Here is a 21,654-nt window from a genome sequence, read left to right on the forward strand (position 1 = left end):
GATATAGCAAAAAAATTAAACTGAAACAGGAAAATGTCGAAGAATAGAGTAGAAATCTTAAAAAGAGAATAAAGCCCCTAGAATGAGGAGAAGATATGCATAAGAAAGTTTGTACAGCCCTTGCTTTAACATTGTCTTTTGCTATGGCGTCTATGCCGGCATTGGCAGGAGAAAGGGCGGCCTTGGTAAAAGGAAGTTTGGTGAATATTCGTGCGGAGGCCACTGTGAAGAGCAATAAAGTCACCAATCTTTTTTCGAATGCTTCCATTACCGTAAATGACCCGGTGCAGGGAAGTGACGGTTCGACTTGGTATCCGGTTAAGTATGCCGGAGGCCAAGGATATATCCGTTCCGATTTTGTGAAGTTCCCGGTGCAATATCAGAGAGACGAAGCTTTTGAAAATGAATTGAATCAACAAGGCTTTCCGGAGTCCTACAAGGAAGGACTTCGTAATCTTCATGCGGAATTTCCGAGCTGGCGTTTTCAGGGGATGAAGACCAATCTGAATTGGGATGCGGTGTTGAATGGAGAGATGGAAGGTACCAGCAGCCTTGTGGATAAAAATGCCATTTCCTCTTGGAAATCAACCGATGCAGGTAAATATGACTGGAACAGCGGAACATGGCCGGGATTTGACGGGGCCAAATGGGTGGCAGCTTCCAGAGCTTTAACTGCTTATTATCTTGATCCGAGAAATTTTATGGATGAGTCCTATATCTTCCAGTTTTTGTTACATAATTATAATCCGGAGGAACAGACCGCAGAAGGTCTTTCTTCCGTGTTAAAGGGCACATTTATGGAAAGTGCGACTGCTTCAACTGTGGAAGAAAGTACTGCTTCTCAACAGGAAAGTACGGCTGCCGCTCCTACTGATGATACTTCTTCCTTCGTTTCCGGAGACAATGTCATTGTTTCAGCTGCGGGGCCGGGAGAGTTTGTGTCCGGCGGAAGCGGTTCCGGTGGAAATACCGGAGGTGACACAGTAAAGCGTTCCGGTATCGACTATACAGGAATTCTCATGAAAGCGGCGGAAACTACAAAGCAAAATCCCTATGTCCTTGCAGCTATGATTTTACAGGAACAGGGAAAGGGGACCAGCGGTTCCGTTTCCGGTGCATCCGGTTTCTACAACTATTTTAATGTAGGAGCCTACGCGGCAAACGGTATGGGGGCTGTAGAAAGAGGCTTATGGTACGCGGGGCAGAGCGGTTCCTATGGAAGACCGTGGAATTCTCATGAAAAATCTATCCTTGGAGGGGCGCAGTTTTTTGCAGAAAACTATCTGAATGCGGGACAGAATACCTTGTACTTAAAGAAGTGGAATGTACAAGGAGCCAATCTGTATAAGCACCAATATATGACCAATGTGCAAGGAGCGGCAGAGGAAGGGGCAAAGCTTGCTAAGGCTTATACTGCCGAGATGAGACAAAAAGCACTTGTTTTTAACATTCCAATCTATGAAAATATGCCTGCTGAAAGAGCGGCTATTCCGACCGGAACGGGAAGTCCCAACAACAGACTTACCTCCTTATCGATATCGGGATACAATTTAAGTCCCTCTTTTAGTGGAGAAAATGAAAACTACAGTATCAGTCTGTCCAATGGAACGAAGTCTTTAGATATTGCAGCAACTGCGGTAGATGCTAAGGCGCAGATTAAGGGAAATGGAAATCAGAGCGTAGAAGGAAGAGATAGCGTTGTTATTACCGTAAAAGCGGAGAACGGAAGCGAGAAAAACTATACGATTAAGCTTAACTATGGCGGTGCTACAGCAAATCAGACTAGCTCCGGAAGTGGCGGAAACGAAAGCGGAGTGGAAATTATCGAGGTAGGAAAGGCTCCTTTGTCATAAAGGAAGGGAAGTGAGAAGCTATGATGAAAATGAAAACAATCTTGATAAGCTTAATGCTGGGCATACTATTTTCCTTCACCTGTTTTGCTGCAGACGGTCAGCTCAGCTTTTCCGATCCGTCAGGGAACGTAGGAGAGAACATTACTTTGAATTTAAAAGTAAAAAGTGATACTCCCCTTTCTCGTGCAGATATAAGCTTGCGCTACGACGGCAACGCCCTGCAGTTTGTATCCGGTACGGATACGGATGGAGGAGCGGGAACGCTTCGGGTTCATGGAAGCGGAGACCAAAGCGAAAGCAATACCTTGGCATATATTTTGGAGTTCAAAGTATTGAGTGCCGGGACCTCTACAATTAACGTGGAAAAGCAGGAGGTTTACACGCAGGACGAGTCTTTGTTAAATCTCACCCATGTCGGTGCTTCTACCGTAACTGCAACAGGCGGTGAAGCGGAGCCGGCAGAATCCGCATCCGAGAGTGCATCGTCCGAGACGGAGGAAAGCAAGGAAGAAAAAGAAGAAACAGTAAATGAAGGAGTAAAGCTTACCGCTAAGGATAAGAGCATTACCATCATGAATCCCGGTTCAGACGTACAGGTTCCGGCAGGATTTTTGGAGAGTACCATTGATGTTGACGGACACCAGGTAAAGGGATGGGTGTGGAAGGCGGAGTCTGACCACCAGTACATCATTATCTATGGTATGAATGATGCCGGAGACTTGAACTTTTATCGTTACGACTTAAAAGAGAAGACCATTCAAAGATATTTTCAGGATCCTCTGGAGGAAGAGCAGAAGAAAAACGCAGAAAGCTATCCCGAGCTTCTGAATCGATACGACAGTCTGGTGGGAAAGTTTAATACGCAGTTTATTCTTTCCTGTGTTTTCGGATTTTTGGCTTTACTTTCGGTTGTACTTGCCGCTTTCTTATGGCAGGAAAGAAACAGACTGAAGAGAATTATCGCATTTCAGAAGGATAACATAGGAATCGATAAAAAAGAGCTACGTCCAAATGTAGAGGGTATTTCTTTGAAATCGTTTGATAAGGATGAGGAGAAGCTGGATCAGACAAAGATGATTACTTCTGTACGGGAATCGCTTATAGAAGATGATTTGGAGGACGAAGATTTAGGTGCAACCAGAGCCATTTCCGTAGAGCGAAGAGAAGAGACAAAGAAAAAGGAAGAGGAATCAGAAGATACAGAATTAGAGATTGAAGATTTGTAAAGAGTTGTAATAGGGAATCCGCCTGTAATGAAGGTGGCGTATAAAACTGTGAAGGTCTTTATTGAGAAGAATAAAGGGTCACGGTTTTCTGCGTATATAAGTATAAAGGAATAGGGTGAAAAGATGAATCAGTTTACTATACAGGCCCAAAGAGCGTTACAGCTGGCAATTGAGGTTGCTGAGGAATGTCACCACCAGTACATCGGGACGGAACATATCCTTTTGGGGCTGGTTCGGGAAGGGACAGCGGTTGCCGGAAAGGTTTTAAAGGCAAACAATGTTACGGAAGATAAAATTATAGAAATGATTGCCAAGTTTATCAGTACGGATGGTAAACTTTCCATTGCCGACCCAAGCGGATACACACCTTCCGCAAAGCGACTGTTGGAACAGGCAATGCAGGAGGCCAAAGAAAGCGGCTCTCATTTGGTAGGAACAGAACATTTACTTCTTGCAATGTTAAAGGACGGAAACTGCGTGGCTTCCAGGATTATTTCCACCTTGGGAGCATCTGCACAGAAAATATATTCTCAGCTGAATTCCGCTATGGGAAGAGATCAATTTGTGGAAAATAAATCCCAAAAGGATGGTGCAGGAAGAAATTCTCAGACGCCGACTTTGGATCAATATTCCAGAGATCTGACTTCTTTGGCAAGAGAGGGAAAGCTGGATCCCGTGGTCGGAAGAGAAGCGGAGATTATGAGGATGATACAGATTCTCTCCAGAAGAACCAAGAACAATCCTTGCCTGGTCGGAGAACCCGGAGTCGGAAAAACGGCAGTTGTGGAAGGATTGGCAAACAGGATTGCTTCTTCCGATGTGCCTGAAATTATTGCCAAGAAAAGACTTCTTACATTGGATCTTTCCGCGATGGTTGCCGGATCTAAGTATAGGGGAGAGTTTGAAGAGAGAATTAAGCGTGTTATTTCCGAGGCGAGAAATGATGGTGAGGTTCTCCTCTTTATTGATGAAATTCATACCCTAATCGGAGCGGGGGGAGCGGAAGGCGCCTTGGATGCGGCAAATATTTTAAAGCCGGCTTTGGCAAGGGGAGAGCTGCAAATTATCGGCGCTACAACTTTAGAAGAATACAGAAAGCATATTGAAAAGGATGCTGCCTTGGAAAGACGATTCCAGCCGATTACGGTAGAAGAGCCAAGTGAAGAGGAAAGCATTGCGATTCTTCGGGGAATTAAGGAAAAGTATGAGGAACATCATAAGGTAAGCATTGATGATGGTGCTATATTAGCTGCCGTAAAATTCAGTTCCCGCTATATTAATGACCGTTATTTACCGGATAAGGCTATTGACCTTATTGATGAAGCCGCTTCCAAGCTTCGTATTTTGAACAGTGGAGAGCCTAGAAATATTAAACGTCTTCGAGAACAGCTTATGGAGCTGGAGATAGAGAAAGAAGAGTGTATCCGGAAGGAGGATTTTGAGGCAGCTTCTCAGATTAAGAAGAAACAGGAGCAAAAGAAGAAAAAGCTGGATCACGATCTGGAGCTTTGGAAGAAAGACACGGAAGAGAATAAGCTTCATGTGACGGAGTCGGATATTGCCAATGTGGTTTCGGAATGGACTAAAATTCCGGCTAAAAAACTGAGCGAATCGGAGAGTGTAAAGCTTCGTAAGCTGGAGGACCTTCTTCATACTCGAGTAATAGGGCAGAATGAGGCGGTTCATGCCGTATCGCAGGCGATTAAGAGAGGAAGAGTAGGTTTAAAGGATCCAAAGCGTCCTATCGGCTCTTTTATGTTCCTCGGGCCTACCGGTGTAGGAAAAACGGAACTTTCCAAAGCACTTGCTGAAGTGGTTTTCGGTTCGGAACAGAATCTTATTCGTGTAGATATGTCCGAATATATGGAGAAATATAGCGTTTCCAAAATGATTGGTTCTCCTCCAGGCTATGTCGGTTATGATGAAGGGGGACAGCTCTCCGAGAAGGTTAGAAGAAACCCATACTCCGTTATTCTTTTTGATGAGATAGAAAAGGCGCATCCGGATGTTTTGAATATTCTTTTACAGGTTTTGGATGATGGACATATTACCGATTCGCAGGGAAGGAAGGTTTCCTTTAAAAATACGATTATCATTATGACCTCCAATGTCGGTGCGGAACAAATCATGAGTCCCAAGAAATTGGGCTTTGATTCTCCGGCAGGACAGGGCGACGGAGATTATAATTACATGAAAAATAAGGTTTTAGAGGAGCTGAAACGCTTGTTTAAACCGGAATTTTTGAATCGTATTGATGAAATCATTGTCTTCCGTCCAATTAGTAAGGAAGATATGTCCAAGATTTTGGATATTCTTTTGAAGAACCTATATAAGAGAGCTAAGGGGGAGATGAACCTTGGCATTAACCTCGATAAGAAGGCTAAGACTTTTCTGATAGAGAAGGGTTATGATCCGAAATTCGGTGCTCGTCCTTTGAAGAGAACCATTCAGACAGAGGTAGAGAATCTGCTATCAGAAGCTATTTTGGATGGAGATGTGCAGGCAGGAGAAAGGGTGAACCTGCGTGTAGATAAAAACGGAGAGAGTTTAAGAACCGCTGTTAGAAAAGAAAAAGTGTAAGAAAAATAGGAAAAGGAAGGAAGCATGGCAAAAAGTCTAAGTCGTTTTTTTTGTAAAGAGTGCGGGTATGAAACCATCAAATGGTTTGGACAGTGCCCTTCCTGTAAAAGTTGGAATACTATGGTGGAGGCCCCGAAAGAAAGTCCGGAGAAAAGCAAGGCATTTTCCAGAATTGGAAGCACCCAGAGAGCAGAAGTAAAGCAGCTGAAGGATATTGTCTTGAGAGAAGAAGACCGACTTTCATCGGGCTATAGTGAACTAGATAGGGTTTTGGGAGGCGGTATTGTAACCGGCTCCCTTATTCTCTTGGGAGGGGATCCCGGTATTGGAAAATCCACTATTTTTCTTTCGATGAGTCTGTATCTTGGAAAAATAGGGAAAAAAGTGCTTTATGTATCCGGAGAGGAGTCTCTGAAACAGATTAAATTAAGAGCGGAAAGGATGCAAAAAGCGGAGGGTGAGGTTTATTTTCTTTCTGAAACCAATTTAAAGAATATTGCAGAAGCGGTAGAGGAAATACAGGCTGACTTTATGGTTATTGACTCGATTCAGACCATGTACTTGGAGGAAATAGCTGCGTCTCCCGGTTCTGTCAGCCAAGTAAGGGAATGTACTGCTGCACTTTTACGTATTGCTAAAGAAAAGGGAATTGCTATCGGCATTGTGGGTCATGTTACAAAGGATGGAAATGTGGCAGGACCGAAGATTTTGGAACATATGGTAGATGTGGTTCTTTACTTTGAAGGAGAGAAGAATACACAGCTTAGAATCCTTTACGGACAGAAAAATCGTTTCGGATCCACCAATGAAATTGCTGTTTTTACTATGGAGGCAAACGGACTGGAGGAGGTGAAAAATCCTTCCGAATTTCTCCTTTCCGGAAGGGCTGTAGAGTCTTCCGGTTCTGTAGTTTCCTCCGGTATAGAAGGAACAAGGCCGCTTCTTATGGAAATACAGGGTCTATTGGTTCCGACGAGTTTCGGTATCCCGAGACGTACCGCAAACGGAATGGACTATAATCGACTGAATATGCTGCTTGCTATTATGGAAAGACGTTTGGGGATAGAGTGCTCCAAATTTGATGCATATATTAACATTACAGGTGGCATGCGTATTTCCGAGCCCTCTGTAGATCTGGCGGTTATTCTGGCACTTCTGTCCAGTTACCGTAATATTCCGCTCAAAGAGGATATCATGGTTTTCGGAGAGGTGGGATTATCCGGGGAGGTTAGGGCTGTCAGCCAAAGCAAGCAAAGAATAGAAGAAGCGAAGAGACTTGGCTTTCGTCGGATTGTTCTGCCTGCATACCATTTTCAAAAGGATGTCTATATCAGTAAAGATATTGAATTGATTCCTGTAAAAAACATAAGAGAAGCGTTGACAATCTTTAAAAACTAGAGTAAAATTATAACGTTGTTTTTTCAGCAAAGGGGATTAGTTCAAGGGTAGAGCAACGGTCTCCAAAACCGCCGATGGGGGTTCGAATCCCTCATCCCCTGCTATCAGAGAACCTCGGGAATTGAGTCACGATTGGCTTAAAACCTGGGGTTTTTAATTTTATGAAGGAGGGGCGATGAAAGAGGTAAGGGAAGAGAAGATTAAAGCAGTAAAAGTTATAGAACAAGAAGTAAAAGAAAAAGTAGAAAAAGAAGCAGAACAAAAAGTAGAACAAGAAGTAGAGCAAAAAGTAGAAAAAGAGGTAGAGCAAAAAGTAGAAAAAGAAGTAAAAGAAAAAGTAGAACAAGAAGTAGAACAAGTAGTAAAACAAATAATAAAAAAAGATGTAAAAACAAAAGTGAAAGTAGAAGCAAAAGAAGATAAAACGAAGACTGTCATGTTGGATCTTTCAAAGGGAGATCCCATGAAGCTGATTTTACGATTTGCATTACCGATGTTACTGGGAACGCTGTTTCAGCAGTTTTACAGTATGGTGGATACTATTATTGTGGGAAAGCTTTTGGGACTGAATGCGCTTGCCGGTGTGGGTTCAACCGGAGCTATCAGTTTTATGATTAATGGTTTTGTAATTGGTTGTTGTGCGGGGTTTGCAATCCCGGTTGCACAGAAGTTCGGTGCAAAGCAGGAAGATAAGTTAAGAAAATATGTAGGAAATATTCTTTGGCTCAATCTAATTATTGCCGGTATAATGACGGTGATTATAGGATTCTTAACCAATGCTATTTTGCGAGGGATGAATACACCTGAAGAAACTTTTTCCTACGCCTATGACTATATTTTTATTATTTTCTTGGGAATTCCCACGACCTTTTTATACAATATGACAAGTTCCATTATTCGTTCTCTGGGCGACTCCAAAACGCCGGTGTTATTTTTGGTTTTTGCTGCAGTTTTAAATATTATTCTGGATTTTGTTAGTATTTATTTCTTGGGCTTCGGAGTGGATGGACCGGCTTATGCAACTGTTATCTCTCAGCTTCTTTCCGGTCTTCTCTGCTTAGTTTTTATGCAGAAAAAGTTTCCTATTTTACATTTGAAAAAGGGGGATTTGCGTTGGGAGCGACATTATTATAAAAGGCTTTTATTTATGGGGATTCCAATGGGACTACAGTACAGCATTACTGCAATCGGCTCCGTTGTTTTACAGACAGCGGTTAACGGCTTAGGTGCATCCCCTATGGCTGCTATTGCTGCAGGGCAGAGAATCAGCGGATTCTGTTGTTGTGTTTTTGATGCGTTGGGAGCAACGATGGCGACCTATGCAGGTCAAAATGCAGGTGCGGGAGAATATCATCGGATTAAAAAAGGGGTTTGGGAAGCCACAAAATTAGGTGCTTTTTATGCTATCTTGATTTGTGTGATTCTTATTTTTGCGGGTGGAGAAATTCCGAAGATTTTTATTGACGCCAAAGAGACAGAAGTGCTTACCATGACAAGGCAGTTTTTAATCTATAATTCTCTTTTTTATATTCCGCTTACCATTGTCAACGTTTGGCGTTTTTCCATACAAGGTATGGGATTTTCAGGCTTTGCCATGCTGGCAGGAGTGAGCGAGATGATTGCAAGATCTTTGGTTGCTTTTGTCTTTATCCCGATTTTTGGATATGTTGCTGCTTGCTTTGCCTCGCCTTTGGCATGGCTTTTTGCTGATTCTTTTTTGATTCCTGCTTTTTACCAGTGCTTAAAAAAACTGAAAGGGAGAACGCCGATTATTTAAATGAGATTGATGTAAGGAGCTGATCTGTGTTTTGTGGGAATCACCGTTTTGAGAATTTTTTATTAAGAATTAAGAAAAAAAGTGGTTAATGTAGTCGTTTGCAAGGAGAAAATATGGCTCTAAGTATTGTCAATGTAGAGAATGGCAGTAAAAGCTATCAGAATAAAGTTCTCTTTTCCGATGCAAGTTTCTACCTGCAAGAGGGAGAAAAGGTTGCTCTTATCGGAAAAAACGGAGGCGGTAAGTCTACTCTTCTTCGCATTATTGCAGGAGAAGAGCAGTTGGATAGCGGTACGGTAGTGAAAAAAAGGAATTTAAAGATTTCTTACCTTCGACAGGAAACAAAGTTTCCGGACGAAGAAAAAATTATAGATGTACTGAAGGAACATTTTCAAATCCGTATGGATGATGCGGAAGGTGAGGCCTTTGGGAAGAAAATCATGCAGGAAATCGGTCTTATGGACTATTATTCGCCCTGCAAGATTCTATCGGGAGGGCAGAGAAAACAGCTGGCATTACTTGCTGTTTTAAATACGGAGCCGGATTTGCTCCTTTTAGATGAGCCGACCAATCACATTGATGAAGAAATTGCGGAGTGGCTGGAGAATAAGCTGATGCAATTCAAAGGAAGTATTCTTTTGGTAAGTCATGATCGCTATTTTTTAGATTCTGTTTGCAACCGGATAGTGGAATTGGATGAAAATCGGTTTATTTCCTATGATTGTAAATACGATCGCTACCTGGAGGAGAAAGCGAACCATATGTCCATAGCTGTTGCAAAGGAGAAAGCAAGACAGAATCTTCTTAGAAAAGAGCTGGAATGGGTTCGGAGAGGAGCAAAAGCAAGAAGTACAAAGCAGAAGGCCAGATTGGAACGTTATGAAAAACTTTCTCAAATGCATGGCCCCAGTGAAGAAGAGGAGTTGAAGCTTTCTTCAATTTATACAAGACTGGGGAAGTCAACGATTTTTATTGATGATTTAAGTAAAAAGTATGGAGATAAAGAGCTGTTTTCTCACTTCAGCTATCATTTTTTGCGAAATGACCGCATCGGGATTATCGGAAAAAACGGAGCGGGGAAGTCGAGTCTTATGAAATCGATACTGGGAGAGGTTCCCGTAGATTCCGGAAAGGTGGAAATAGGACAGACGGTAAAGATTGCCTATTTTCGGCAGGAAAATGAAGAATTGAAAGAGGAAGAGCGGGTAATAGACAGTATTAAAGATATTGCGGATTATCTGCCCACTACGGAAGGGCTTATCTCCGCGGAGCAAATGGCGGAGCGTTTCCTCTTTACTCCGGAAATGCAGTTTGCACCTATTGCCAAGCTTTCCGGAGGGGAGAAGAGAAGACTCTATCTTTTGCGTATTCTCATGTCGGCACCCAATGTACTCTTTTTAGATGAGCCGACCAATGATTTGGATATTGCAAGTCTCATGGTTTTGGAGGACTTTTTAGATCATTTTTCCGGAATCGTTTTAACTATAAGCCATGATCGCTATTTTTTAGACAGAACGGTTAACCGGCTCTTTGTTTTTCAGGAAAATGGGCAGATTCGCCAATTTGAAGGAGGATATACCGACTATCAGGTGGAATTATTTCGAGAGAGGAGTGCAAACAATAATCCGGTAGCGGAAAAAAAAGCGGCAGAAACAGAAGGAACTGAGAAAAAGGAAAAATCATGGCGTGGAGAAAGGGCGCTGAAGATGTCTTATCAGGAGAGGAAGGATTACGAGAGTATAGAGGAAGACATTGCAAAACTTGAGGAAGAGCTCAATGAGCTGGATAAGAGTGGTGTGGAGAATGCGCATGACTTTGTATTTCTGCAGGAGCTTCAACTGAAAAAAGAAGAAGTGGAAAGAAAGTTAAGTGAAAAATGGGAACGCTGGGAATATTTGTCTGCACTTCAGGAGAGGATAGAGGCCGGAGAAAAAAGAGAATAGAGCAGAGGCATAAAAAAATAAAGCCGAGACTAAAAGATTAAAGTTCAGACATAAAAGACACAATTGACTTTGTCTTAAAGTTGTGATAACAATTTCAGATAGAGAAGACTGGATGAAGGAGAGGAATGTTTTATGTATTCAGTTGCCATTGTGCGTCCTGAGAAATCCCTTGAGCCGATTGAAAAGGTTATACAGGATAATAGTTTTGAATGCCGATTTTATCCCTATATTTATAAAGAACTCAGTGACATTGACGGAATCTATGAAGATTGTCGGAGAAAGTGCGATGTTATTTTCTTTTCGGGAGAATTGGGTTATCACTATATTCTGAAGAAGTTCCCGGATATTCGTATTCCCTGTGCCTTTACGGCGTATGAACCCATTGACGTTCTTTCTATTCTCCTTCATTTTCAAATGAATCATAAAAACATTCCTTTAAACAGGGTATTTTGCGACTTCCTGACGGAAACCAATCGCTATATGGAAGTCGGAAAGTATCTTTCTGAATCAGAACGACCCTATTTTTATACGGAAAAGCGATATGACTATAAGCATATAACGGAGTATGCGAAGAAACTTTGGGATAAGGGAAAGATTGATATGATTCTTTCCAGAAGCATAAACAATTTGAAAGCATTGGATGACTTACAGATACCTTATGTGGCAGTTTTTCCGGATGAGGATATGATTCGTGCCTCTATTCAGCACGCACTGGATGAGCTTCGCTTAAGTTCCATCACGGAGGAAAAGCGTCTTTCCGTATTACTCCGATTGCCTTTTACGGAAGAGGTGGAAAAGGAAGAACAGGAGTATAGAGAGGCGGAAGTGTATCATTTTCTTACAACGTATCGCAAGGAAAGGTACTATCGTTTTTCCATTGAAAAGGGTTTTAATCAGTTTGCCATTCGTGCTGCAATCTCTCCGGATACAGAAATTTTTCCTCTTTTAGAAGAGATTTTAATGCAGTGTAAGAAGAACCTGGGGTTTCCCTTTCGCTTGGGAATCGGCTTAAGCAGTTCTGACGAACGGAGTCGTTATTATGCAGAGCATGCTCTTATGGAAAGCAATCGTTATGGCAGAAACGACGCCTTCTATATGGAAGAAGAAGGAAAGCTTGTCGGACCGCTCTCTCAGAACGTGAAGCTGGTAAAAAACTATAATAATGAAAAAGCCATCGACTTTGCCAAGACGCAGGGAATCCATGAGAACAACATTCTGAAATTAATCAGTCTATATGAGCTGGCCCCGGAAAAGGCCCTAAATGCTCAGACGGTTGCAGAGCTTTTGGGGATTACCTCCCGATCTGCGAGCAGGATTTTGGCAAAGCTTCTTGCGTTGAATCTCATCCGACCGGGAAAAGAAGAGGGGGATTCATCGGAAGAAAAGAAAAAGCTTCGTCATGGGCGTCCTGCTTTACATTTTCATTTCGTGAAGGAAAGTTTTGAAGAGACATTTTTGCCGAAAAATATTGAAATTTCTTAGTGCTGTTTTCAGGATGCAATCCTTCTATTTTTTGCCGTGTTGTTGTATAATAACATCAAAGTACAAAGAATGAGTAGGAGCGTATGGCAACAAGAAGAAGTAGAAAACAAAGTGTGAGAAAACGCGCTAAGACACAACAAAATACAGAAAACCGAATGATGGATTCCAAGATAAGGAAAGAGGTAGCATTGATTTTTATCTGCCTTTTTTCCTTTTTGCTTTTTTTTAGTAATTTAGGATTTTGCGGATTTGTAGGGGAAATACTGCAGCAGATACAGTTTGTTTTATTTGGAAGCTTCAGTTTTTTGTTTCCTTTTCTCTTGCTCTTTATTTTGTTTTTTTATATGAGCAGTCAAGATAAGGACAATGCATCGCGGAGGATTGTGGCAATGATTGCTTGCTACCTTCTTACAGAGAGTTTTTTTTCTACCGTTTTTTGGGGAAAGGAAATTCCTATGGATTGGTCAGCTCTTATTGCGGGAGGCGGTGCTATAGGAAATGCCGTTTTGTTTTTTCTTTCCCTTTTACTTGGAAAACTGGGGGCCTTATTTGTTCTTTTCTTTTTGATTGTTCTCTCTGTGGTTTTTATTACGGAGAAGCCGATTATGAGCCTTTTTGCATCCTATTCCGTACATACGGCTGAAAAGGCGGGAAGAAGAGCAAAGGAGGATATTCAGCGAATTTCCACAACGGCACGGGAAGTCTTAAAAGAAAGAAGAGAAAGAAAAGAAAATCAGCTTGCAAGCGGAGTGGATTTTTCCGCTACAGACTTTCATCTGGAGGATTTTAAGGAGTCAGAGGAACATGGTTTTCATTTTGAAGATCATACGGAAGAAGGAAAAACTTTATCCTTCCCGGAAGGAAGTGAAGCCGGTGACATAGTCTATGAGGAAAATGATTTCATTCCGAATACGGCTGATGCTTATAGAAAAGAGATAGATCCTGCTTCCGTTCAGATAGAGAATTTGGATGAAGAATGGGATCTCAAGGAGAGGCTTTTGAGTAGGGACAGTTCTACCAGGGTAGTGGAGACAGCTTCCGGAGGAAGAATAGAATCCGATAGAGAAAAGCTTCACAAGAGGATTGCGGAGAAGAAAGAAGAGGAACTTAGTATCGTTAAGGAAACGGCTCCTTATCATTTCCCTCCCCTGTCTCTACTGAAAAGAGCAAAGGATAAAGGAGCAAACGAGCGAAATGAAATTGAGAAGAATGCGCGTACCTTGCAGGAAACTTTAAAAAGCTTCGGCATCACGGTGAGTATAAGTAACGTCTCTGTCGGTCCTGCCGTAACACGTTATGAGTTACAGCCGGAACAAGGAGTAAAGCTGGCTAAAATCGTATCTCTCAGTAATGATATTAAGATGCGTCTTGCGGCGGCGGATATTCGTATAGAAGCTCCTATCCCCGGAAAGTCTGCGGTAGGGATTGAGGTCCCCAATAAGAATAGTCAGGTTGTGTATCTTGGGGATATTTTATCTTCACCGGAGTTTCAGGATAATAAAATGAAGCTTGCATTTGGAGTAGGGAAAGATATTGCAGGAAAAGTGGTGGTGACCGATATTGCTAAGATGCCGCATCTTTTGGTCGCGGGAGCAACGGGAGCCGGAAAGTCCGTTTCCATCAATACTCTGATTATGTCTATCCTATACAAATACAGTCCCGAAGAGGTCCGTATGATTATGGTGGATCCGAAAGTTGTAGAGTTGCAAGTCTATAATGGAATACCGCATCTTCTCATTCCTGTAGTAACGGATCCGAAAAAAGCGGCATCTGCACTCAATTGGGCAGTGGCAGAGATGACAAATCGCTATAAAAGCTTTGCAAGGCTTTCCGTTCGGGACTTAAGCGGCTATAATGATAAGGTGAAAAAGATGTCCGTAGCGGATAGGGAGGAAGAAGGTTTGGAAGTTCTCCCGCAGATTATCATTATCATTGACGAGTTAGCGGATCTTATGATGGTTTCCGCGCAGGAGGTGGAAGATGCGATTGTCCGCCTGACACAGCTGGCAAGAGCCTGCGGTATGCATTTAATCATTGCGACACAGCGCCCTTCAGTCAATGTTATTACCGGATTGATTAAGGCAAATGTACCCTCAAGAATTGCATTTGCAGTAAGCAGCGGTGTGGATTCCCGCACCATTATCGATATGAACGGAGCGGAAAAGCTTCTTGGGAAGGGAGATATGCTTTTCTTCCCGCAAAACCTGCCTAAGCCGATTCGTGTGCAGGGAGCTTTTGTTTCGGATGAGGAGGTCGGAAGGGTTACGGATTTCCTGAAGAGTCAGGGAGAAGTGGAGTATAATGATTCCATTACAAGCAGTATAGAGCAGGGAAGCGGAGAAGAGTCCGTGTCTTCTGTCGGAGGAGATCGGGACGAGCTCTTTTATGAGGCGGCAGAGACGGTCATAGAAACAGAGAAGGCCAGTATCGGCTATTTACAAAGAAAATTCAGAATTGGTTTTAATCGTGCAGCGCGAATCATGGATCAGCTTGCAGATGCCCATGTCGTAGGAGAGGAGGAAGGCACAAAAGCAAGACGGGTCTTAATGAGTATAGAAGAACTTAACGATTTTTTAGCACAAGAAAGGAAGTGAAAGAATGAAATCAGATCTGGAAATTGCGCAGGAGAAAAAACTGGAAAAAATTGTCAACATCGCTGAAAAGTACGGGATTTCCGAAGATGACCTGGAGCTTTACGGACAGTACAAGGCAAAACTCTCTCCCTCCGTTTTTGAAAAGAGGAAAGACAAGAAGGACGGTAAACTGGTTCTGGTAACTGCAATCAATCCCACTCCTATGGGAGAAGGTAAGACCACGACTTCAGTTGGACTAAGTGATGCCTTGAATCGGTTGGGAAAGAATACTGTAGTAGCCCTCAGAGAGCCGAGCCTTGGACCATGCTTCGGAGTAAAGGGCGGTGCAGCAGGCGGCGGATATGCTCAGGTCGTTCCCATGGAAGATTTGAATCTTCATTTTACCGGTGATTTCCATGCCATTACTGCGGCAAATAACCTTCTTGCCGCTCTTTTGGATAACCATATCAAACAGGGCAACTCGCTGGATATTGACATGAAACGTATTCAGTGGAAGAGATGTCTGGATATGAATGACAGGTGTCTTCGAAATGTGATTGTAGGTCTGGGCGGCCCCGGAGACGGAGTGGTAAGAGAAGACCATTTCATCATTACCGTAGCTTCGGAAATTATGGCTATTCTTTGCCTTAGTAGTGGCCTTGAGGACTTAAAGGAACGTCTCTCCAAGATTATCGTGGCATATAACCGTAAAGGAGAGCCGGTTAGAGCCAAGGATCTGGGCGCTGTAGGTTCTATGGCTGTACTTCTTAAGGATGCAATTAAACCCAATATTGTGCAGACTCTGGAAGGCAATATGGCGATTGTACATGGCGGACCCTTTGCCAATATCGCGCATGGTTGCAACTCTCTTATGGCTACAAAGTATGCCTTGAAGATTGGAGATATTGCAGTAACGGAAGCCGGCTTCGGAGCAGACCTCGGAGCGGAGAAATTCTTGGATATCAAGTGTCAGCTCGGTAACTTACATCCGGATTGCACCGTGATTGTAGCAACGGTACGTGCTTTAAAGTATAACGGCGGCGTTGCTAAGACGGATTTAGTAGAAGAAAATATTGCTGCTCTTGAAAAGGGAATTGTGAACTTGGAGAAGCATATTGAAAATGTACAGAAGTTTGGACTTCCCCTTGTGGTAGCAATCAACCGCTTCCCGACAGACAGCGAAAAAGAATTACAGTGGATTGCTGATTTCTGCGAGAAAAAGGGTGTCGGATTTGCCTTATCTGAAGTATATGCAAAGGGCGGAGCCGGCGGAGAAGCCCTTGCGAAGGCAGTCCTTGCAAAACTGGAAAAGCCTGCGAATTTCCATCCGATTCAGGATTTAAACTTATCCCTGAAAGAAAAAGTAGAAAAGATAGCCAAGGAAATCTACGGAGCGAAGGATGTACAGTTTGCAGCAAAGGCATCGAAGGAACTGAAGAATCTGGAAGATTTGGGCTTCGGACATTATCCGGTATGTATGGCAAAGACCCAGTACAGCTTGTCGGATGATCCTACTCTTCTTGGAAGACCGGAAGGCTTTACCATTACGGTAAGAGAAGTTTATGTTTCAGCCGGAGCGGGATTCGTGGTATGCTTAACCGGAGATGTAATGACCATGCCGGGATTACCGAAGGTTCCTGCTGCTGAGAAGATAGATGTTGTAGATGGTAAAACTGTAGGACTGTTTTAATATGGAATGGCCCCTTAAGGGGCCATTCTCTTATGTAAAAAAGGAAAAACAGAGTCAAAGATAAGAAAAAGATGAGGATGAGATGAAAGAGTGGGTAGAAGCATTAAAGGAATACAAGGTCCTTTTGGGAGAGCCGGAGAAAGAAGAGCTAAAGAGAATCTCTTATGACTCTCGAAAAGCGGAAGCAGGAGATTTATTTCTTTGCATGAAGGGAAGCAAGTTGGATTCTCATGATAAGATTCCGGAGCTTTTAGAAAAGGGAGTCAGACTGTTTGTTGTAGAAAAAGAATTAGAAGATCTTCCTGTGGAACTTGGGAAGACAGAGGGACTTTCCGTTATTAAGGTGGAAAATGCCCGTGCAGCTCTGGCTCGGCTTTCTGCCTGCTACTTTCATTATCCCGCTAAAGAAATGCTGATGATCGGCATCACGGGAACAAAGGGAAAGACAACGACCGCCAGTATGGTGCGAAGCATTTTGGAAGAGGCCGGATATCGTACAGGTCTTATTGGGACTACGGGAATTGATTATGCCGGCATTCATGAAGAGAGTCGAAATACTACACCTGAATCGTATACTCTGCAAGAAACTTTCCGGAAAATGAAAGAAGCCGGATGTGATGCGGTAGTTATGGAAGCCTCTTCACAGGGCTTTAAGATGCATAGAACCGATGAAATCCTGTTTGATTATGGTATTTTCACGAATATTGAGGAAGACCATATCGGGGAAAATGAGCATAAGGATTTTCAAGAATACAAGTATTATAAGTCCATGATTTTTAAGCAGTCCAAGCAGGGACTCATCAATATGGATGCCGATTTCGCAGATGAATTTTGGAAAAATGCCGCCTGTCCCTGCCATGGCTTTGCAATAGAAAAAAAAGCGGATTTTCAGGCTAAAAATATAGAAAATCTTCGGCAGGATGATTTTATCGGAACTCGCTTCGATTTTGTGCATGGCGAGGAGGTAGAGAGTATCTTTAACCACCTTCCGGGAGAGTACAATGTTTATAATGCCTTGGCAGCCATTTCTATAGCATCTTTATTAAAGATTCCGATGGATAAGGTAAAGTCAGCTTTATCTAAGATTCAGGTAAACGGAAGAATGGAAGTCACTCTGCAAAGAAACGGATATACCGTTATTGTAGATTATGCGCACAATGCTATGGGAATGAAAAATCTCTTGCAAACACTTAAAGCCTACCATCCAAAAAGACTCATCGTGGTTTTCGGTTGTGGAGGAAACCGCTCTAAGGAAAGACGTTACGGAATGGGAGAAGTGGCGGGAGAAATGGCAGATTTTACGATACTCACGGCAGATAATTCCCGTTATGAAAAAACGGAGGATATCATCCACGACATCGAAACCACACTTACAAAGAAGACGGACAAGTACATTGCTATTCCGGATAGAAGAGAGGCGATTTTCTATGCTTTAAAGCATGCTAAGCGAGGAGACCTGATCGCCGTAATCGGAAAAGGTCATGAGGAATACAATGAGGTAAATGGTGAGTTTACCCGTTTTGTGGACCGGGAAGTTATCCTGGAGGAAGCGGCAAAACTGGATTGATCTTTATTCTTAACAAGTAACTCTTGTACAGTATACGGGATCTCGTTGAAAGCAAGAGAAAAAAACAAACTGCAATAAATTGTGTTTTGGAGATAGAGAAATGGTAGATTTTGAAGAATTATTTTCCGCAGTAGAGCATATTGTAATCAATTCCAAAGAGGATTGCACTTCCGCAGTTTTTGTTCCTTTAAAGGGCGAAAAGGTGGATGCACATCGTTTTATTCCGATGGCAATAGAGCATGGGGCAAAGCATGTTCTTACTGCAGAAAATAGTGCGAAACTGCAAAAAAAATATCCGGATGTACAGTTTTATTCTGTCGAGGATACCTTAGAGGCTTTACAGGCCTTTGGTGCATTTTGCCGAAGAAAATATAAGGGCACGCTTATCGGTGTGACCGGCTCTGTTGGAAAAACCACGACTAGAGAAATGATTGCGGCTGCGCTTTCCTCCGAAAAAAAGGTGTTTCAGACGAAAGGAAATGCCAATTCTCAGGTCGGTGTTCCCATAACTCTTTTTGATATGGCGAAAGCCAAACAGGAGATAAGTGTAATCGAAATGGGCGTATCTATTCCGGGAGAAATGGAGAGACTCGCTCGGATGTGTTCTGTGGATATGGCGGTGTTTACCAATATCGGTGATGCACACCTTGAAAATATGCAGACAAAGGAGAATACTTGTTTTGAAAAGATGCATATTCTAATGGGAGATCCGGGAAGAGTAGAACTCTATCTACCGAAAAAAGATCCGATTCTTTCTCAACTGACAGAAGAAAGAATTCAAGACATGGGATTTTTGGGAAAGAGAGCTCTTTCTCTCTTCTTCTATGAAAAAGAGGAGCTTCCACTTTCCGTACCCGGAGAGCATATGAAGGAAAATGCAGGCATTGCCCTTCTCTTATCGAAACGCTTAGGTATTTCTGAGAAGGTGGCTGAAAAAGCGGTCTGTGCCTTTTCCGGTCTTCCGGGAAGGGGAGAAAAGATTCTTACGAAAGACGGCATTTTGATTTTGGATGACAGTTACAATGCTTCCCCGGATTCCATGAAGGCAGCCTTAAAGGTACTTTCCGAAGAGAAAGGCACAAGAAGGGTTGCTGTTCTGGGAGACATGAATGAGCTGGGGAAGGAAGAGCTCCTTCGTCATCGGGAAATCGGAGAAGTGATGAGGGGACTTTCCATTGATTGCTTATTTACCTTAGGAGAGAAATCCAAAGAAATATGGAAGGGTTTAGGAGAGAAAACCATGCCCGGATTTACCTTCCTTTCTTTGGAAGAGCTTCAGCGTGCAGTGGAAAAGGAAATTAGAAGCGGGGATGTAGTATTGTTTAAAGCGTCCCATTCCTTGTCTTTATCTAAAGTGATAGACAAGCTCGTAGAAAAACATAAGGTATAATTCAGCTTTTTATATGTTCATAATTCCGGAACTTGTTCATGTAATTTCTCATTTAAAGAGATATCCTTTAAAGAGATATCATTTAAACAGATATAAAGAAACGGATTGAAATTTCATTTTATATTGAACAGCAAGGAGAGATTTTGTACGCTGAAGTCATTGTAGACATTAGCCATGAGGCCATTGATAAAAGCTTTAGCTATAGGATTCCCAAAGACATGGAACTCCATGTAGGGGATCCTGTTTTAGTTCCCTTCGGAAGGGAAAAAAAGAGAGCCTATGTGATAAAGATGAGTGATACTTCGGAGTACCCGGAGGATAAAATCCGAGATATTATTTCCCCATTGAAAAAGGAATTCTCTTTGGAAAATACGCTTCTGGATCTTGCGATTTGGATGAGTAGGGAATACGGATGCACTTTAAACCAGTGTTTAAAAACGGTTCTTCCTGTTAAAAAGAAAATAAAAAAAAGAGGAAAGACCGGAGAGCTTCTTTTAAAGCGAGAGACAGCTCCTGTAGAGCTTAATCAGGAACAAAAGGGTGTCCTTCAAGGGATTCGCAACAGTTTTTCCAAAGGCGGGACTTCCGCGTTACTTTTCGGCGTGACGGGATCGGGAAAGACAGAGGTTTATTTACAGCTTATGGAGGACTATATTCGGGAAGGAAAGGAAGTGATTTTCTTGATTCCGGAAATATCCTTAAGCTTTCAGACCCGTTCCCGTATAGAACAGCGCTTTCCAGGCATGCTCTCCGTTCTTCATTCCAAGATGAGCCAGGGAGAACGAGCGGAAAGCATGGAGAAATGTCGTTTAGGAGAAGTGAAGATTCTTATGGGGCCTCGTTCTGCCCTGTTTGCACCGTTTTCCAATCTTGGTCTCATTATTATGGATGAGGAGCAGGATCGTTCTTATAAGTCGGAAACGACTCCTCGCTATGAAACAAGAGAAGTTGCGAGAAAGAGGGCGGAGTTTTCAAAAGCAAAAGTTTTATACGGTACGGCAACTCCTTCTGTACAGATTTTTTCAGAGGTGGAGAAAGGAGCGCTTCCCTGTTTTAGAATGGAGAATAGAGCTAAGAGTGGGAGCATGCTACCCAAAATCCATATCGTGGATTTGAAAAAAGAGCTGGAAGAAGGGAATCGCTCTATTTTTTCAAGAGCTTTAGAAAAAGCGGTTCGGGAACGCTTGGAAAAAGGGGAGCAGACCATGCTCTTTATGAATAGAAGGGGTTACGCTCCTTTTGTAAGCTGCAGAAAATGCGGAGAGGCTCTGCGCTGCCCCCACTGCGATGTAAGTCTGAATCTGCATAAAAACGGAATTTTGCAGTGTCACTATTGTGGTTACCAAAGTATTTTACCGAAGAACTGCCCGCATTGCGGAAGCAAGTACTTGGCGGCATTCGGTGTAGGAACGGAAAAGCTGGAAAGCATCTGCCATGCCGTGTTTCCGAAAGCCAAAATTTTACGAATGGATCGGGATACGACTCGAAAAAAAGGAAAGTACGAAGAAATTTTACAGGAATTTTCAGAGGAAAAGGCGGATATCCTTCTTGGAACCCAGATGATTGTAAAGGGACATGATTTCCCGAACCTTACTTTAGTCGGGATTTTGGCAGCGGATCAGATTTTTTTGCAATCGGATTTTCAGGCGGGAGAATGGGCATACCAGTTGCTCACGCAAGTTTCCGGAAGGGCGGGGCGCGGAGAGAAAGAGGGTGAAGTCATCATTCAGAGCTATCAGCCTGATAATGCCACCTTGAAACTTGCTGTTAGGCAAGACTATATAAAGTTTTATGAGGAAGAAAAAAGATTTAGAAAAAGGCTTTCCTACCCTCCTTTTTCCAAAATGTTGGCCATTCAATGTATTTATACGGAGGAAGCGTATCTTGATTTGATCCTTGAAAAACTGCTTCCGAGGTTTCAGGGAAAGACGGAGGAAGCGGGGGGAGAAATCTATGGCCCCTTTCCTGCTACAGTATATAAACTGAAAGATAATTTTAGAAAAATCATCTATATTAAGCATGACTCCCATGATATAATTCTGCAATTAAGGGACAGTTTTATTCAAGATTTAAAAAAGGTAGATAAAAGGAATTTGATTTTATTGCAGTTTGATCTCCTATAATACCGAAAAAAATGGATTCCACTTTAGACTAAGACAGGATTATTTAGGTGGA

12 protein-coding genes and 1 tRNA gene are annotated in these 21,654 nt (G+C 42.6%); all 13 read left to right on the forward strand.

Going from position 1 to position 21,654, the window contains the following annotated elements; all coding sequences use genetic code 11:
- Window positions 1-95: 95 nt before the first annotated feature.
- The 13 genes from HMPREF9625_RS07850 to priA all read left to right on the forward strand — a co-directional run bounded on the left by HMPREF9625_RS07850 (window position 96) and on the right by priA (window position 21,602).
- A complete protein-coding gene (locus HMPREF9625_RS07850) occupies window positions 96-1,853 on the forward strand; it encodes a cadherin-like beta sandwich domain-containing protein (protein WP_009534159.1) in 1,758 nt (585 codons plus the stop codon).
- Window positions 1,854-1,873: 20 nt separating this feature from the next.
- Complete coding sequence (locus HMPREF9625_RS07855) at window positions 1,874-3,079, forward strand: cohesin domain-containing protein (RefSeq protein WP_009534160.1); 1,206 nt, start codon at window positions 1,874-1,876, stop codon at window positions 3,077-3,079.
- Window positions 3,080-3,202: 123 nt separating this feature from the next.
- The gene (locus HMPREF9625_RS07860) at window positions 3,203-5,659 is read left to right on the forward strand and encodes an ATP-dependent Clp protease ATP-binding subunit (RefSeq protein ID WP_009534161.1); all 2,457 of its coding nucleotides are present in this window, start codon (window positions 3,203-3,205) and stop codon (window positions 5,657-5,659) included.
- Window positions 5,660-5,683: 24 nt separating this feature from the next.
- Window positions 5,684-7,057: a DNA repair protein RadA gene (gene radA / locus HMPREF9625_RS07865; protein ID WP_009534162.1), complete on the forward strand. Its 1,374-nt coding sequence runs from the start codon at window positions 5,684-5,686 to the stop codon at window positions 7,055-7,057.
- 30 nt (window positions 7,058-7,087) lie between these two features.
- Window positions 7,088-7,158 (forward strand) — tRNA-Trp (locus HMPREF9625_RS07870).
- 74 nt (window positions 7,159-7,232) lie between these two features.
- Window positions 7,233-8,834 (forward strand): MATE family efflux transporter, encoded by a 1,602-nt coding sequence (locus HMPREF9625_RS07875; RefSeq protein WP_009534163.1) that lies wholly within the window; start codon window positions 7,233-7,235, stop codon window positions 8,832-8,834.
- Between the two features lie 113 nt (window positions 8,835-8,947).
- A complete protein-coding gene (locus tag HMPREF9625_RS07880; protein ID WP_009534164.1) occupies window positions 8,948-10,777 on the forward strand; it encodes an ABC-F family ATP-binding cassette domain-containing protein in 1,830 nt (609 codons plus the stop codon).
- A gap of 132 nt (window positions 10,778-10,909) precedes the next feature.
- Window positions 10,910-12,259 (forward strand): MarR family transcriptional regulator, encoded by a 1,350-nt coding sequence (locus HMPREF9625_RS07885; protein WP_009534165.1) that lies wholly within the window; start codon window positions 10,910-10,912, stop codon window positions 12,257-12,259.
- 83 nt (window positions 12,260-12,342) lie between these two features.
- Window positions 12,343-14,853 (forward strand): FtsK/SpoIIIE family DNA translocase, encoded by a 2,511-nt coding sequence (locus HMPREF9625_RS07890; RefSeq protein ID WP_009534166.1) that lies wholly within the window; start codon window positions 12,343-12,345, stop codon window positions 14,851-14,853.
- A 4-nt stretch (window positions 14,854-14,857) separates the two neighbouring features.
- Window positions 14,858-16,522 carry a formate--tetrahydrofolate ligase gene (locus HMPREF9625_RS07895; protein WP_009534167.1) on the forward strand — a complete coding sequence of 555 codons (1,665 nt, stop codon included), beginning with the start codon at window positions 14,858-14,860 and terminating at the stop codon, window positions 16,520-16,522.
- Window positions 16,523-16,604: 82 nt separating this feature from the next.
- Window positions 16,605-18,089 carry a UDP-N-acetylmuramoyl-L-alanyl-D-glutamate--2,6-diaminopimelate ligase gene (locus HMPREF9625_RS07900; RefSeq protein ID WP_009534168.1) on the forward strand — a complete coding sequence of 495 codons (1,485 nt, stop codon included), beginning with the start codon at window positions 16,605-16,607 and terminating at the stop codon, window positions 18,087-18,089.
- 100 nt (window positions 18,090-18,189) lie between these two features.
- The gene (locus HMPREF9625_RS07905; protein ID WP_009534169.1) at window positions 18,190-19,479 is read left to right on the forward strand and encodes a UDP-N-acetylmuramoyl-tripeptide--D-alanyl-D-alanine ligase; all 1,290 of its coding nucleotides are present in this window, start codon (window positions 18,190-18,192) and stop codon (window positions 19,477-19,479) included.
- A 143-nt stretch (window positions 19,480-19,622) separates the two neighbouring features.
- The gene (gene priA, locus HMPREF9625_RS07910) at window positions 19,623-21,602 is read left to right on the forward strand and encodes a replication restart helicase PriA (protein WP_009534170.1); all 1,980 of its coding nucleotides are present in this window, start codon (window positions 19,623-19,625) and stop codon (window positions 21,600-21,602) included.
- Window positions 21,603-21,654: the final 52 nt, after the last annotated feature.

It is taken from the genome of Oribacterium parvum ACB1, from assembly GCF_000238055.2.
In the GTDB taxonomy this organism is placed as follows: Bacteria; Bacillota; Clostridia; order Lachnospirales; family Lachnospiraceae; genus Oribacterium; species Oribacterium parvum.

Excerpts from the sequence above, each read along its gene's own strand:
- HMPREF9625_RS07900 (WP_009534168.1), top strand. The coding sequence starts at position 16,605 with ATGAAAGAGTGGGTAGAAGCATTAAAGGAATACAAGGTCCTTTTGGGA.
- HMPREF9625_RS07855 (WP_009534160.1), top strand. The coding sequence starts at position 1,874 with ATGATGAAAATGAAAACAATCTTGATAAGCTTAATGCTGGGCATACTA.
- HMPREF9625_RS07880 (WP_009534164.1), top strand. The coding sequence starts at position 8,948 with ATGGCTCTAAGTATTGTCAATGTAGAGAATGGCAGTAAAAGCTATCAG.
- HMPREF9625_RS07885 (WP_009534165.1), top strand. The coding sequence starts at position 10,910 with ATGTATTCAGTTGCCATTGTGCGTCCTGAGAAATCCCTTGAGCCGATT.
- HMPREF9625_RS07895 (WP_009534167.1), top strand. The coding sequence starts at position 14,858 with ATGAAATCAGATCTGGAAATTGCGCAGGAGAAAAAACTGGAAAAAATT.
- HMPREF9625_RS07860 (WP_009534161.1), top strand. The coding sequence starts at position 3,203 with ATGAATCAGTTTACTATACAGGCCCAAAGAGCGTTACAGCTGGCAATT.
- HMPREF9625_RS07890 (WP_009534166.1), top strand. The coding sequence starts at position 12,343 with ATGGCAACAAGAAGAAGTAGAAAACAAAGTGTGAGAAAACGCGCTAAG.
- HMPREF9625_RS07905 (WP_009534169.1), top strand. The coding sequence starts at position 18,190 with ATGGTAGATTTTGAAGAATTATTTTCCGCAGTAGAGCATATTGTAATC.
- radA (WP_009534162.1), top strand. The coding sequence starts at position 5,684 with ATGGCAAAAAGTCTAAGTCGTTTTTTTTGTAAAGAGTGCGGGTATGAA.
- HMPREF9625_RS07850 (WP_009534159.1), top strand. The coding sequence starts at position 96 with ATGCATAAGAAAGTTTGTACAGCCCTTGCTTTAACATTGTCTTTTGCT.
- HMPREF9625_RS07875 (WP_009534163.1), top strand. The coding sequence starts at position 7,233 with ATGAAAGAGGTAAGGGAAGAGAAGATTAAAGCAGTAAAAGTTATAGAA.